Raw genomic sequence first — 14141 nt, forward strand, 5'->3', positions numbered from 1 at the left:
TCAGTGACCCATGCCCAATCCGCCGTCAACGGGAATGACGGCTCCAGTGATGTACGAGGCGTCGTCGGAGGCGAGGAAGCGCACGGTGGCGGCGACCTCCTCCGGCTGCGCATAGCGGCCGAGCGGCACCTGTTCCACGATGCCGGCGCGCTGTTCCTCGGTGAGCGCCTTGGTCATGTCGGTGTCGACGAAACCGGGGGCCACGACGTTGAAGGTGATGTTCCGCGAGCCGAGCTCACGGGCGAGCGAGCGGGCGAAGCCGACCAGGGCGGCCTTGGACGCTGCGTAGTTGGCCTGTCCGGCCGAGCCGAGCAGGCCCACGACGGACGAGATCAGCACGACGCGGCCCTTCTTGGCCCGCAGCATCGCGCGGTTGGCGCGCTTGACGACCCGGAAGGTGCCGGTGAGGTTGGTGTCGAGGACGGAGACGAAGTCATCCTCGGACATCCGCATCAGCAGCTGGTCCTTGGTGATGCCGGCGTTGGCGATGAGCACCTCCACCGGGCCGTGCTTCTCCTCGATCTCCTTGTACGCCTGCTCCACCTGCTCGGTGTCGGTGATGTCGCAGCGAACGGCGAGGCAGCCGGCCTGGGTGAGGGCCTCGGGCGGCTCGCCGGAGCGGTACGTGATCGCGACCTTGTCGCCTGCATCGGCGAAGGCTCGGGCGATGGCGAGGCCGATGCCCCGGTTTCCTCCGGTGACGAGAACCGAGCGGCTCAACGGATCACCCTTTCGATAGCGGTCTGGTACCTCCGAAACTATCGGTCCCGCCCGCCTCCCGGAGAATCGGGCACCGACAGCGCCCACCTCGCGTCGCTGTGGGGTCCCTACAGAACGCCACCGGGCAATGGCGACGAAACAGGGTGGGCAACGGGTGCTCGGGCGCGACATGATCAGGGCGACCGGGGTCGGCTCATCGGGGCGACCGGTCACCGAGGACAGGAGACATCCGTGGCCCATTCCATCGACGCGTCGTTCACGGCGCTGCCGCTGCGGGCGCTCGCCGACGCAGCGCTCGCCCGAGCACGCGCGCTGGGCGCCCACCACGCCGACTTCCGCTTCGAGCGGGTGCGCAGCGCCGCCTGGCGACTGCGGGACGCCAAGCCGTCGGGGTCGTCGGACACCACGGATCTCGGCTATGCGGTGCGGGTGGTCCACGGCGGGGCGTGGGGGTTCGCCTCCGGTGTCGACATGACGATGGATGCGGCTGCGCGTGTCGCGGGGCAGGCAGTGGCGATGGCCAAGCTGTCGGCCCAGGTGATCGCGGCGGCCGGTTCGGACGAGCGGGTCGAGTTGGCGCACGAGCCCGTCCACGCGGACAAGACCTGGATCTCCTCGTACCGGATCAATCCGTTCGAGGTCGCCGACGAGGAGAAGACGGCGCTCCTCGCGGAGTGGAGCGCGCGGCTGTTGGCGGCCAGTGGTGTCGCACATGTGGATGCCTCGCTGCTGACCGTGCAGGAGAACAAGTTCTATGCGGACACCGCGGGCACCGTCACAACCCAGCAGCGGGTGCGGCTGCATCCGCAGGTCAGCGCGGTCGCGGTGGACGAGACGACCGGCGAGTTCGACTCGATGCGGACGATCGCCCCGCCCGCGGGCCGGGGCTGGGAGTATCTGACCGGCACCGGCTGGGACTGGGAAGGCGAGCTGGAGCGGATCCCGGAGCTGCTGGCCGAGAAGATGCGGGCCCCGAGCGTCGAGGCGGGCCGCTACGACCTGGTGGTCGACCCGTCGAACCTGTGGCTCACCATCCATGAGTCGATCGGCCACGCCACCGAGTTGGACCGGGCGCTCGGCTACGAGGCGGCCTATGCGGGCACCTCGTTCGCCACGTTCGACCAGCTGGGCAAGTTGGAGTACGGCGCGTCGATGATGAATGTGACCGGTGACCGGACCGCGGAGCACGGGCTCGCCACCGTCGGATACGACGACGAGGGCGTCAAGGCCCAGTCCTGGGACCTGATCAAGGGCGGAACACTGGTCGGCTATCAGACGGACCGTCGGATCGCGAAGTTGACGGGCCTCGGACGGTCCAACGGCTGCGCCTACGCCGACTCCCCCGGCCATGTGCCCGTGCAGCGGATGGCGAACGTCTCGCTCCAGCCGGTGGCGGGCGGCCTGTCCACCGAGGACCTCATCGGTGGGGTCGAGCGCGGGATCTATGTGGTCGGCGACCGTTCGTGGTCGATCGACATGCAGCGCTACAACTTCCAGTTCACCGGGCAGCGGTTCTTCCGGATCGAGAACGGGCGGCTCGCCGGGCAGTTGCGGGACGTCGCGTACCAGGCGACGACGACGGACTTCTGGGGGTCCATGGAGCAGGTGGGCGGCCCGCAGACCTATGTGCTGGGCGGGGCGTTCAACTGCGGGAAGGCGCAGCCCGGACAGGTGGCGGCGGTCTCCCACGGCTGCCCCACCGCGCTGTTTCGCGGTGTGGACATCCTCAACACTAACCAGGAGGCGGGTCGATGACCTCGCTCCTGTGCAACGTCACCGGGGCGGGGCGCCGTGCGTCGCGCCCGGGGTCCTTCCGCTTCGCCACCCAGGAGAGCGTTCGATGAGCCGTAGCAGCAAGCCGTACGAGATCGTCGAACGGGCGCTGGAGCTGTCCTCGACCGACGGTTGCATGGTGATCGCCGACGAGCAGTCCTCCGCCAATCTGCGCTGGGCGGGGAATGCGCTGACGACCAATGGGGTCACGCGGGGTCGGACCCTCACGGTCATCGCGACGGTCGACGGAGCGCAGGGCACCGCCTCCGGTGTGGTGTCCCGGTCCGCGGTGACCGCCGATGAGCTGGAGCCGCTGGTACGGGCCGCGGAGTCCGCCGCCCGCAAGTCCGATCCCGCCGAGGACGCCCAGCCCCTGGTCGGGGACGCGGAGCCCACGGTCGGTTTCCGGGACGCGCCGGCGGAGACCTCTTCGGCCGTGTTCGCGCGGTTCGCTCCGGCTCTCGGGGAGGCGTTCGCCAGGGCCCGGGCAGGTGGGCGCGAGCTGTACGGCTTCGCCAACCATGAGATGACCTCGACCTATCTGGGGACGTCCACGGGGCTGCGGCTGCGGCACGACCAGCCGAACGGCACGCTGGAGCTGAATGCCAAGTCCCCCGACCGCTCCCGATCCGCCTGGGCGGGGGTGGCCACCCGTGACTTCCAGGATGTGGACCTCGCCGATCTCGATGCGGAACTGGCGCAGCGGCTCGGCTGGGCCGAACGTCGGATCGAACTGCCGGCCGGGCGGTACGAGACGCTGTTGCCGCCGACGGCGGTCGCCGACCTGTTGATCTACCAGCTGTGGTCGGCGGCGGCGCGGGATGCCGCCGAGGGCCGTACGGTCTTCTCCAAGCCGGGGGGCGGCACCCGGGTGGGCGAGACGCTGTCGCCGCTGCCGCTGAGGCTTCGCAGCGACCCGCACGAGCCCGGTCTGGAGTCGGCGCCGTTTGTGATCGCCCATTCCTCGGGCGATGACGCCTCCGTCTTCGACAACGGTCTGCCGCTGTCGGCGACGGATTGGGTGCGTGGCGGGCGGCTGGAGCATCTGGTGACCACGCGGCACAGCGCCGGGCTGACGGGGCTGCCGGTGGCACCGGGGGCCGGGAACCTCATTCTGGACGGGGGCAACGGGCGCTCGTTGGAGGAGATGGTGGCGGCGACGACCGGTCGCGCGCTCCTGTTGACCTGCCTCTGGTATATCCGTGAGGTCGATCCGGCGACCCTGCTGCTGACCGGGCTGACCAGGGACGGCGTCTATCTGGTGGAGGGCGGCGAGGTGGTCGGTGCGGTGAACAACTTCCGGTTCAACGAGTCACCGGTCGATCTGCTCTCCCGGGCGACCGAGGCCGGCCGTACGCAGAAGACGCTGCCGCGGGAGTGGGGCGACTGGTTCACCCGGGCGGCCATGCCGGCGTTGCGGGTACCCGACTTCAATATGAGCTCGGTCAGCCGGGGCGTATAACCTCGAAGGGGCCCACCATCGGGCCGTGTGATGACTCTGAAGGAGATGCGAGAGAAGTGACGGACATCGTCGACGAACTGCAGTGGCGCGGGCTGATCGCCCTGTCCACTGACGAGGACGCATTGCGGAAGGCGTTCGCGGACGGTCCCGTCACGTTCTATTGCGGCTTCGACCCGACCGCTCCCAGTCTGCACCTGGGCAATCTGGTGCAGATCCTGACCATGCGGCGCATCCAGCTGGCGGGGAACCTTCCGCTGGGGCTGGTCGGCGGGGCCACCGGGCTGATCGGTGACCCCAAGCCCAACTCCGAGCGGACGTTGAACGACCCGGAGACGGTCGCCGCCTGGGTCGGGCGGCTGCGGGCGCAGATCGAGCGGTTCCTCGACTTCGAGGGCCCGTACGCGGCGACCATGGTCAACAACCTGGACTGGACGTCGGGTCTGTCGGCGATCGACTTCCTCCGTGACGTCGGGAAGTACTTCCGGGTCAACAAGATGATCGCGAAGGAGGCGGTCGCCCGTCGGCTGAACTCCGACGCGGGGATCAGCTACACCGAGTTCAGTTACCAGATCCTCCAGGGGATGGACTACCTGGAGCTGTACCGCCGACACGGCTGCACACTCCAGACCGGTGGCAGCGACCAGTGGGGCAACCTCACCGCCGGTACGGATCTGATCCATCGGGTCGAGCCGGACGCCGGGGTGCACGCCCTGGCGACACCGCTGATCACGAAGGCCGACGGCACCAAGTTCGGCAAGACGGAGTCCGGCACGATCTGGCTGGATCCGGAGCGGACCACTCCGTACGCCTTCTACCAGTTCTGGCTGAACGCGGACGACCGGGACGTCTCCAAGTTCCTGCGGATCTTCAGCTTCGCGTCGCGCGAGGAGATCGAGGAGCTGGAGCGGTCGACCGAGGAGCGACCTCAGGCGCGGGCCGCCCAGCGGGCGCTGGCCCAGGAGCTGACGACGCTGGTGCACGGCGCGGAGCAGTGCGCCGCCGTGGTGCACGCGTCGAAGGCGCTGTTCGGGCAGGGCGAGCTGGCCGAGTTGGACGAGCCGACGCTGCGGGCCGCGCTCTCGGAGCTGCCGCATGCCAAGGTCGCCGAGTTGGCGCCGGTCGTCGATCTGTTCACCGAGGTGGGACTGGCCACGAGCAAGTCGGCGGCCCGGCGCACGGTGAAGGAGGGCGGGGCCTACGTGAACAACGTCAAGGTCACGGCCGAGGACGCGGTACCGGATGCCGGAGAGTTGCTGCACGGCCGCTGGCTGGTGCTGCGGCGGGGCAAGAAGAACCTGGCCGCCGTCGAACTGGGCTGACCCGGTCCGGCAACTGATAGGACAGGAAGGCGACCACCCGGGACGAGCCCCGGTGGTCGCCTTCCCGTCGTCGGTGCGCGACCCCGCTCGATCGGGGGCCGGGCCCGCTCAGGCTCTCTGCTTGTTGCCCTTCATCGCGATCCACGCCCGGTCTCCCAGGAAGACCAGGGCGACGGCGAAGACGAGTTGGAGTGCATGGCGTCCCCAGTCGAAGCCGGGGGTCTCCTGGATGCCCATCCCGCCTGCGGCCCAGTTGCCGAGCACCGCACCGCCGATGCCGCAGATGGTGGCCAGCCACAAGGGAAGGTGCTGCTTTCCGGGCAGGATCGCCTTGGCGATCAGTGCCAGCACGAATCCCACGATGATCGCCCACAACCAGCCCATTGCTGCCTCCTCGTACGGCTCTGCGTGAGCAGTTATGCCGCAAGTGTCAGCCCGTAGTCCGTACGGCGCATGTCGGGCAGCTCCATACGTGGTGTGACCCAGTGCCGGCACGCATCGGATCCGCCCCGCTCTCGTGGCCGTCACGGCGGCGGGCTACGGTGGGACGGTCAGGGCCAGGGAGTGTCCGACAGTGGACTCGGGTGGTGGAATGTGATGCGGAAGCAGGCACACGCGGAGGTCTTCCGGATCACGGGAGCGCGACAGGGGCTCGCCGACGATGTACGGGCCCGTCAGCGTCGCTATGTGATCTCGATGTCCGTACGAACGGTTTCGGTGGTTCTGGGTGCCGTGCTGTGGAACGTGGAGCGCCATGTGGCGATCGTGGCCCTGGCTCTCGGCATCCTGCTCCCGTACATCGCCGTGGTGATCGCCAACGCCGGCCGGGAGAACGCGCCTTCGCTGCCGTCTGCCTACCTCTCCACACCGATCCGTCCCATGATCGCGCCCATGGAGGGGGCATCCGACCCGGAATCCCCATCGGAACCGGCTGCCTCCGGGACCGATGCACATCGTCCGCGGGACGCTTGACCTCACGGGGTGCGATCGACGCCCGTACCGCCGGTACGGAGTGCTCTCGAACCTCAGGAAAAGCTCAGATCAATCATGAAGTTCCAGTGCCTCCCACCCCATGGTGCGTGACATACTGCCTACGCGCTCCGCATCCCCCGTCGGAGCGACGGACCGACGCCGGGCAGCTCCCCCCGTGGCTGCTCGGCGTCGTTTGTTGTGGACAATGTACTGGTGAGCGAAGAGACCCCGATCTGTTCCGCCAAGGGCTGCCGTGCGCCAGCCGTTTGGGTGCTGGCCTGGAACAACCCGAAGCTGCACACTCCCGAGCGCCGCAAGACCTGGGTCGCGTGCGAGGAACACCGGGAACACCTCTCCCAGTTCCTCAGCCTCCGCGGATTCCTCAAGGACTGTGTGCCGCTGGCGGAATGGGAGGCTTCGGGCGCGGGGGATGCCGGCCGCTAGCTCTCGTCACACTCTTCGCAGGGATCGGGACGGCGTTGACACCGATCACTGCCCCGGGACGCTCCGGACGCTCCGGACGCAGAACGATCCCTCAGCCGCCGATCGCCGACATGGGCCGGTCCGGCTGGAGGAAGGATGGGTCGTCGAGGCCCGAACCCGCCTTCTTCCCCCACATCGCCTGTCGCCACAACGCGGCTATGTCCTCATCAGGTGCGTCCGACCGCAGGGCGGCCCGTAGATCGGTCTCCTCGCGGGCGAACAGGCAGTTGCGCACCTGACCGTCGGCGGTGAGCCGGGTGCGGTCGCAGGCGTGGCAGAACGGGCGGGTGACGGATGCGATCACTCCGACTTGGTGGGGGCCGCCGTCGACGATCCAGCGCTCGGCGGGGGCGGAGCCGCGCCGGTCGTCCCCCTCGGGGGTGAGCGTGAAGCGGGTGCGCAGCGAGGTGAGGATGTCACCCGCGGTGATCATGCCGTCGCGCTTCCAGCCGTGTTGGGCGTCGAGGGGCATCTGCTCGATGAAGCGCAGTTCGTAGGCGTTCTCGATGGCCCATGCGAGCAGTTCCGGGGCCTCGTCGTCGTTGAGGCCGGGCATCAGAACCGTATTGATCTTCACGGGGGTGAGGCCGGCTTCTCGGGCGGCCTCCAGTCCCGCGATCACATCGTGGTGACGGTCGCGTCGGGTGAGTGTTTTGAAGACGTCCGGGCGCAGGGTGTCGAGGGAGACGTTGACCCGGTTCAGCCCGGCGGCGCCCAGGGCGACCGCGGTGCGCTTGAGACCTATGCCGTTGGTGGTGAGGGAGAGCCGTGGGCGGGGCGCGAGAGCCGCACAGCGCTCCACGATGCCGACCAGTCCTGGCCGCAGCAGCGGCTCGCCGCCGGTGAAGCGCACTTCGGTGACTCCCAGCAGGGAGACGGCGATATCGACCAGCCGGACGATCTCGTCATCGCTGAGCAGATCCGGTTTGGCCAGCCATTGGAGGCCCTCTTCCGGCATGCAGTAGGTGCACCGCAGATTGCAGCGGTCGGTCAGCGAAACACGAAGGTCGGTGGCGACCCGGCCATAGGTATCGACGAGCACCGCGGGCCCCCTTTCCCGGCGAATCCCAGCGAATTCCCAGCGGAACAGACGTATGTACGTCTTTGTCTGGGCAAGGCGCGATGGGCGTGGATCGCCGTCGTTGCTCCCTGCCTCTGTCGAGCCTACGTCAGGGGTCCGACGATCGACGGTGCCGGTGGGCGGGCAGGGTTCGCGGGACGGAGTCCTTGAGCGGAGGTCGTGCAACGAGGCCGACGATGAGGGGGCCAGGGCGGCGGCTTCTTGCGCCCTGGCCCCGTACCGTGCCCGTGCGGCTCAGTGGGCGCCGGTACCGGTGAGGGACTTGACCTCCAGTTCCGCGTACTTGCCCCGGTCCGGCTCCTCCTTGCTCAGCAGCGAGCCGAGGAAGCCGAGGAGGAAGCCGAGCGGAATGGAGACGATGCCGGGGTTCTCCAGGGGGAACCAGTAGAAGTCCAGGTCCTTGAACATGGAGGTGGGCTTGCCGGAGACGACCGGCGAGAAGAGGACCAGCACCACGGAGCTGATCAGTCCGCCGTAGATGGACCACAGGGCGCCCTGGGTGGTGAACCTCTTCCAGAACAGGCTGTAGAGGATGGTCGGCAGGTTCGCCGATGCGGCGACCGCGAAGGCGAGGGCGACCAGTCCCGCCACATTGAGGTCGCGGGCGAGCGCTCCGAGCCCGATGGAGACGACTCCGATGGCAACCGTCGCCCAGCGGGCAGCGCGGACCTCTTCCTTCTCGGTCGCCTGGCCCCTGCGGATCACATTGGCGTAGATGTCGTGCGCGAAGGACGAGGACGAGGCGAGGGTGAGCCCGGCGACGACCGCGAGGATCGTGGCGAACGCGACCGCCGAGATGACCGCGAGCAGGATCGCCCCGCCGGCGGAGTCCGTACCGCCGATGTGGAGGGCGAGCAGGGGTGCCGCGGTGTTGCCGGCCTTGTTGGACTCGGAGATCTCCGTTTGCCCGACGATGGCCGCGGCACCGAATCCGAGGGCGATCGTCATCAGATAGAACCCGCCGATGATCCCGATCGCCCAGTTGACCGACTTCCGGGCGGCTTGGGAGGTGGGGACCGTGTAGAAGCGGATGAGGATGTGCGGCAGTCCTGCGGTGCCGAGGACGAGCGCGATGCCCAGGGAGATGAAGTCCAACTTGGAGGTGCTGGTCGCCCCGTACTTGAGTCCGGGCTCCAGGAAGGCCGCTCCGTGACCGCTCTTCTCGGCGGCGGTGCCGAGGAGTTCGGAGATGTTGAAGTTGAACTTGAGCAGCACTAGGAAGGTGATGAGCAGGGTGCCCGCGATCAGTAGGACGGCCTTGACCATCTGCACCCAGGTGGTGCCCTTCATCCCGCCGATGGTGACGTAGAGGATCATCAACAGGCCGACCAGGGCGACGATGAGGACCTTGCCGCCGTCGTTGGTGATGCCGAGGAGGAGCGAGACCAGCACGCCCGCGCCGGCCATCTGCGCGAGCAGGTAGAAGATCGAGACGACGATGGTCGAGGTGCCGGCAGCGGTACGCACCGGGCGTTGGCGCATCCGGTACGCGAGGACGTCGCCCATGGTGAAGCGGCCCGAGTTGCGCAGGGGTTCGGCGACCAGGAGCAGGGCGACCAGCCAGGCGACGAGGAAGCCGATGGAGTAGAGGAAGCCGTCGTAGCCGAAGAGCGCGATGGCGCCGGCGATGCCGAGGAACGAGGCGGCGGACATGTAGTCGCCCGAGATCGCCAAGCCGTTCTGGAAGCCGGTGAATTGGCGTCCGCCCGCGTAGAAGTCGGCGGCGCTGCGGGTTTGGCGGCCGGCCCACACCGTGATGAACAGGGTGGCCACGACGAACGCGGCGAACAGGGTGATGATCAGGGGCCGGTGTTCGGTGGTGGCGTTCTCGGCCGCCAGTGCGGTGGCGGCCAAGTGCAGGGTGTCGCTCATCCGCCTGCCTCCGTACGGGATTCCATGCGGGACTTGATCGCCTCGGCCTTGGGGTCAAGCTTCGCCGCGGCGTGCCGGGAGTACAGCCAGGCGATGAGGAAGGTGGTGGCGAACTGGGCGAGGCCGAAGACCAGGGCCACGTTGATATTGCCGTAGACCTTGGTGCCCATGAAGCCGCCCGCGTAGTTCGACAGCAGGACGTACAGCAGGTACCAGATGATGAACGCGACGGTCAGGGGAAAGGCGAACGAGCGGTAGGTGTGGCGCAGTTCGCCGAACTCCGCGCTCTCCTGCACCGCGATGAACTGCTCGGTGGTGGGCTGGGCGGGGGTGGTGCCGGTCTCGCCCTGGGGCGGCGGCGCTGCGTCGGATGCCACGGCTTCTCCTGGTGACGCGGGAGGGGTGGGGACAGGCATGGTGGTCAAAGTGGAATTACCTTCGCTATTCAGGAGGCACTGGAGGGTTGTGATGGTGCTCCACCTCCTGACAACGGCACGGTGAGCGCGCCGGACCGGTTCAACATCGGCCTTTTTTGGTGACGGTTTCCGCTCGGACATTGATGGCGATCAAGATCGGCGATAGCTTCGCTGGTCATGTACGCGTCCAAGCGCACCCCGTGTTTGGACGGTTGTCACGGATGATGTGGAGAACCCATGGCTCATCTGCGGTCCAAGCGGCGTCGGGCGATTGCGCTGCCTGCGGGTCTGGCGCTCACGGCCTCGCTCGGCTTCCTGCCCGCGGGAGCTGCATCGGCTGCCACCCCGGCCGAAGTACCCGCCGCAGTAGTGGCGGACGGCCCGAAGTTGTCGTACGTGGTGAACGTCACGAGCGGATCCCACACGGCTGCCTCGGTGAAGAAGGCGATAGCGAGAGCGGGCGGAACGGTGGTGATCGCCTATGACCAGATAGGTGTCATCGTCGTCCACTCACAGAACCCGGACTTCGGCCCGGAGATCCGGAAGGTCAAGGGCGTGGTGTCGGCCGGCTCCACCAGGACCGCGCCGCTCACGACCGCGACGGACACCTCGATCGACTCGGCGCGGCCCCTGACCGCCCAGGAGGCGAAGTCCGCCGCGGCCACCGCACAGGACGACCAGGATCCGCTCGAACCCCTCCAGTGGAGCCTGCCGGCCATCAAGGCCGACCAGGCGCACAAGAAGTCGCAGGGCAGTAAGAGGGTCACGGTCGCCGTGATCGACACCGGTGTGGACGACACCCACCCCGACCTCGCGCCCAACTTCGACCAGGCCGCATCCGCGAACTGCGTCACCGGCAAGCCGGACACCACCGCCGGCTCCTGGCGGCCCGCCGCCGGCGAGAGCGACCACGGCACGCACGTCGCCGGCACCATAGCCGCGGCCAAGAACGGCGTCGGCGTCACCGGTGTCGCGCCGGGCGTCAAGGTCTCCGGCATCAAGGTGTCGACGCCCGACGGCTTCTTCTACACCGAGGCCGTCGTCTGCGGCTTCATCTGGGCGGCCGAGCGCGGCGTCGAGGTGACCAACAACAGCTACTACGTGGACCCGTGGCTGTTCAACTGCAAGAACGACCCGGACCAGAAGGCCCTCGTCGAGGCCGTCACCCGGGCCACCCGGTACGCCGAGCGCAAGGGCGCCGTGAATGTGGCGGCGGCGGGCAACAGCCGTACAGACCTGGCGTCCGACCAGGTGAACGACGGCAGCAGCCCCAATGACAGCACCCCGGTCGACCGCGTGGTCGACCCGAGCGTGTGCCTCGACATCCCGACGCAGCTGCCGGGCGTCGTCACCACGTCCTCGCTGGGTGCGAAGGGGCTGAAGTCGTCGTTCTCGAACTACGGCGACGGCGTGGTCGACGTCTCCGCCCCCGGCGGTGACAGCACGGCCCTCCAGAAGCCGGACGCACCGGCGACCGACGGCCGCATCCTGTCCACGCTGCCGAACAACAAGTACGGCTACAAGGCCGGTACGTCGATGGCCTCGCCGCACGTCGCGGGCGTGGTGGCGCTCATCAAGTCGAAGCACCCGCAGGCGTCCCCGGCCGCGGTGAAGGCCCTGCTGTACGCGCAGGCCGACAACCGGGCCTGCACCAACCCGTACGACCTCAACGGCGACGGTGTCGTCGACGCGGTGTGCGAGGGCGGCAAGGGCAAGAACGGCTTCTACGGTGAGGGTGTCGCCGACGCCCTCGACGCCGTACGCCGGTAACGCCGAAGCGCCACGCACAGAGCCGCAGCAACCGGCCGGCAGCGACCCCGTGAAGGGCGTTGACCGGGTCCGGACGCGGTAGGGCGCACAGGAAACAGGGGCCGGACGCCGAGCACAGGCGTCCGGCCCCTGTTGGGTGTCTCCGGGCGGTGTGATTCCAGAGTTCTGGGGCTGTGGAGTCTCTGGGGGCCGTGGGGCTTCTTGGCTGAGACTTCCCGCTTCAGCCCGCCCTCAGCGGCGCGGCTGCCGGGAGAGCACCCCGAGGGTCAGCAGCAGTTGCCCCACCGCGTACAGGAGCATGATCCAGAAGTCGGACGCCGGCGGTTGGGGCCAGTCGGCGACCCCGGTGGCGATGATCAGGTCCGAGATCAGGAACAGCGCCCCGCCGACGCCGGCCGCGAAACCCAGCGCGGTCGATCGCCAGGCCATGGCGGTGAGCAGGAGCGAGTAGCCGGCGACGGGCACGCGCAGTTCGGCGGGCAGGCCGGGCCACAGCGCTGCGACCGCGCCGACCAGTGCCACCCCGTAGACGAGGACGGAGCCCCGGGGGGTCCGGGCCCGGCCGAACAGCGTCAGGTAGCACAGATGGCCCAGTGCGAAGGACCCCATGCCCGCGAGGAACGCCAGGTCGGAGTCGCCGAGCAGGAACACATCACCTCCCCAGCCGCAGATGAGTGCAGCGACCAGCAGCCGGGGGCCTCGGTGGACGATCACCAGGGCGGCGAGCAGGGGCATCAGCAACGGTTTGGCGATGCGGTGGCCGAGTTCGGCGTCGGCGAGCAGGGAGACGAGGTCACCGACCAGCGCCGCTGCGAAGGCGACCAGCAGGACCCGACCTGCCGTGCCCGCAGGAACGAGCGGTCCGTACCGTCGCGCGCCCCCCAGGGCGTCCGGTGTCGAACCGGCCTCGTACCGCGCGCTCATGAGGTGGCCACCCGCGGCGGGTTGTAGATGGTGATGTTCGCGGTGAGCCCGACGACCGAACGCTCCTGCTCCCGTGCGAACGAGCCGAAGAGGCGGTCCCACGCGAAGGGGGGCTTCCACGGGAAGTCGGTGAGCAGCACGAACGCGGGCAGGGACCACGACACGACATCGGGTGGATTCGGCATGGTGGCACGGTAAGGGCGGTTCGGCGGGCAGGACTAGACGGTGTTACCGACAAGTATGCGAGACATGATGTCAGCAACTTTTGGTGACTTCTGCCAAGCGTGCATCCTGCACGACGCACGGCATCGGGGCCCCGCCTGCCGGAATCACCCGGGTGCGGTCAGACTCCGGCAGCCCCCAGCAGGGAGCCGGCCGCGTAGGTGACGCCCATCGCCAGCGCTCCCCCACCCACGTTGCGCAGCACCGCGCGCGGCACCAGCGCCGCGCCCAGTCGCGCGCTCCACCAGCCCGTCATCGCCAGCGCGGCCAGCACGGACAGGACCGTGACCCACAGCCGCACCGAAGCCGGCGGCAGCACGATCGCCAGGAGCGGGAGCAGCGCACCGATCGTGAAGGCGAGGAAGCTGGCGACCGCGGCGTGCCACGGATTGGCCAGGGCGTCCGGGTTGATGCCCAATTCCACCTGCGCATGGGCGCGCAGGGCATCGCGCTCGGTGAGTTGGACCGCGGCTTCCCGGGCGACCCGCGCGGAGAGCCCCCGTTCCGCCAGGAGATCGGTGAGCTCGTCGAGTTCGGCTTCCGGCTGCTCCCGCAACTCCCTGCGCTCGACGGCGAGCGCGGCCCGTTCGGAGTCGCGCTGCGTCGAGACGGACACATACTCGCCGGCTGCCATGGACATCGAGCCGGCGAGCAGCCCGGCGAGTCCGGCTGTCAGGAGCGTGCCACTGTCCCCGGTTGCTCCGGCGACGCCCACCACGAGCCCCGCGGTGGAGACCACCCCGTCGTTGGCCCCGAGGACGGCGGCCCGCAGCCAGTTCAGCCGGGTTCCCAGCACGTGACCGTGGGGCTCGTGACCGGGGGGCGCAGTGGACGGGTCGTCAGGTGCTCCGCCCGGATATGAGCCGCCTCCGGGGGCTGTGGGCAACGGATCGTGCGGTTCGTCAGCGCTCACCTCGGGAGAGTCTCATCGAGTCGGAGCGAAGGCGCGGATCGACCCGCCCATGAGCGACGTCGGGCAGACTCCCCGGCTGGATGGTCACCAAGGGGCCCGGACCCGGTCCTACCACGAGCGAACGGAGCGTCTCTTGGCCCTGCCGCGGACATAGTTGACCCCCCGCCAGGTCGGGCGCAGGCTCCGCGCACCCGGACCGGGGGCGCGTAGGGGG

14 protein-coding genes are annotated in these 14141 nt (G+C 68.8%); 6 read left to right on the forward strand and 8 right to left on the reverse strand.

The features are described from left to right. Positions 1-720 (reverse strand): 3-oxoacyl-[acyl-carrier-protein] reductase, encoded by a 720-nt coding sequence (gene fabG, locus OID54_RS09535; RefSeq protein ID WP_329016800.1) that lies wholly within the window; start codon positions 718-720, stop codon positions 1-3. Between the two features lie 231 nt (positions 721-951). Between fabG and OID54_RS09540 the strand changes: the two genes are divergently transcribed. From OID54_RS09540 to tyrS, 3 genes are all read left to right on the forward strand, one after another. After that, positions 952-2475, forward strand: a complete 1524-nt coding sequence (locus OID54_RS09540) for a TldD/PmbA family protein (protein ID WP_329016803.1) — start codon at positions 952-954, stop codon at positions 2473-2475. An 85-nt stretch (positions 2476-2560) separates the two neighbouring features. Further along, entirely contained in the window at positions 2561-3955 is a 1395-nt protein-coding gene (locus OID54_RS09545) for a metallopeptidase TldD-related protein (RefSeq protein ID WP_329016806.1), read from the forward strand. A 56-nt stretch (positions 3956-4011) separates the two neighbouring features. Continuing rightward, entirely contained in the window at positions 4012-5274 is a 1263-nt protein-coding gene (gene tyrS, locus OID54_RS09550; RefSeq protein ID WP_329016808.1) for a tyrosine--tRNA ligase, read from the forward strand. 108 nt (positions 5275-5382) lie between these two features. Here the strand turns inward: tyrS and OID54_RS09555 are convergent, their stop codons facing one another. Then, positions 5383-5658, reverse strand: a complete 276-nt coding sequence (locus tag OID54_RS09555; protein WP_329016812.1) for a GlsB/YeaQ/YmgE family stress response membrane protein — start codon at positions 5656-5658, stop codon at positions 5383-5385. A 213-nt stretch (positions 5659-5871) separates the two neighbouring features. Between OID54_RS09555 and OID54_RS09560 the strand changes: the two genes are divergently transcribed. Both OID54_RS09560 and OID54_RS09565 read left to right on the forward strand, forming a co-directional pair. Further along, complete coding sequence (locus tag OID54_RS09560) at positions 5872-6246, forward strand: DUF3099 domain-containing protein (RefSeq protein WP_329016814.1); 375 nt, start codon at positions 5872-5874, stop codon at positions 6244-6246. A gap of 213 nt (positions 6247-6459) precedes the next feature. Continuing rightward, positions 6460-6690, forward strand: coding sequence for a hypothetical protein (locus OID54_RS09565; protein ID WP_329016817.1), 231 nt, complete (start codon positions 6460-6462; stop codon positions 6688-6690). A gap of 91 nt (positions 6691-6781) precedes the next feature. Here OID54_RS09565 and moaA read toward each other — a convergent pair whose 3' ends face one another. The 3 genes from moaA to OID54_RS09580 all read right to left on the reverse strand — a co-directional run bounded on the left by moaA (position 6782) and on the right by OID54_RS09580 (position 10059). Then, positions 6782-7771, reverse strand: a complete 990-nt coding sequence (moaA, locus tag OID54_RS09570) for a GTP 3',8-cyclase MoaA (RefSeq protein ID WP_329016820.1) — start codon at positions 7769-7771, stop codon at positions 6782-6784. A gap of 273 nt (positions 7772-8044) precedes the next feature. Next, positions 8045-9682, reverse strand: a complete 1638-nt coding sequence (locus tag OID54_RS09575; protein ID WP_329016823.1) for a solute symporter family protein — start codon at positions 9680-9682, stop codon at positions 8045-8047. Beyond that, the gene (locus tag OID54_RS09580; RefSeq protein ID WP_329016826.1) at positions 9679-10059 is read right to left on the reverse strand and encodes a DUF485 domain-containing protein; all 381 of its coding nucleotides are present in this window, start codon (positions 10057-10059) and stop codon (positions 9679-9681) included. The genes OID54_RS09575 and OID54_RS09580 overlap by 4 nt, the downstream gene beginning before the upstream one ends. Before the next feature lie 276 nt (positions 10060-10335). Between OID54_RS09580 and OID54_RS09585 the strand changes: the two genes are divergently transcribed. Further along, a complete protein-coding gene (locus OID54_RS09585) occupies positions 10336-11868 on the forward strand; it encodes a S8 family peptidase (RefSeq protein WP_329016829.1) in 1533 nt (510 codons plus the stop codon). 231 nt (positions 11869-12099) lie between these two features. Here OID54_RS09585 and OID54_RS09590 read toward each other — a convergent pair whose 3' ends face one another. The 3 genes from OID54_RS09590 to OID54_RS09600 form a co-directional block, all read right to left on the reverse strand. Then, entirely contained in the window at positions 12100-12792 is a 693-nt protein-coding gene (locus OID54_RS09590) for a lysoplasmalogenase (protein WP_329016832.1), read from the reverse strand. Next, a complete protein-coding gene (locus tag OID54_RS39175) occupies positions 12789-12977 on the reverse strand; it encodes a hypothetical protein (RefSeq protein WP_443055552.1) in 189 nt (62 codons plus the stop codon). Before OID54_RS39175 ends, OID54_RS09590 begins: the two co-directional genes overlap by 4 nt. A 158-nt stretch (positions 12978-13135) precedes the next feature. After that, the gene (locus OID54_RS09600; RefSeq protein WP_329027368.1) at positions 13136-13810 is read right to left on the reverse strand and encodes a VIT1/CCC1 transporter family protein; all 675 of its coding nucleotides are present in this window, start codon (positions 13808-13810) and stop codon (positions 13136-13138) included. Positions 13811-14141 lie beyond the last annotated feature (331 nt).

The sequence above is a fragment of the Streptomyces sp. NBC_00690 genome, from assembly GCF_036226685.1.
GTDB lineage: Bacteria > Actinomycetota > Actinomycetes > Streptomycetales > Streptomycetaceae > Streptomyces.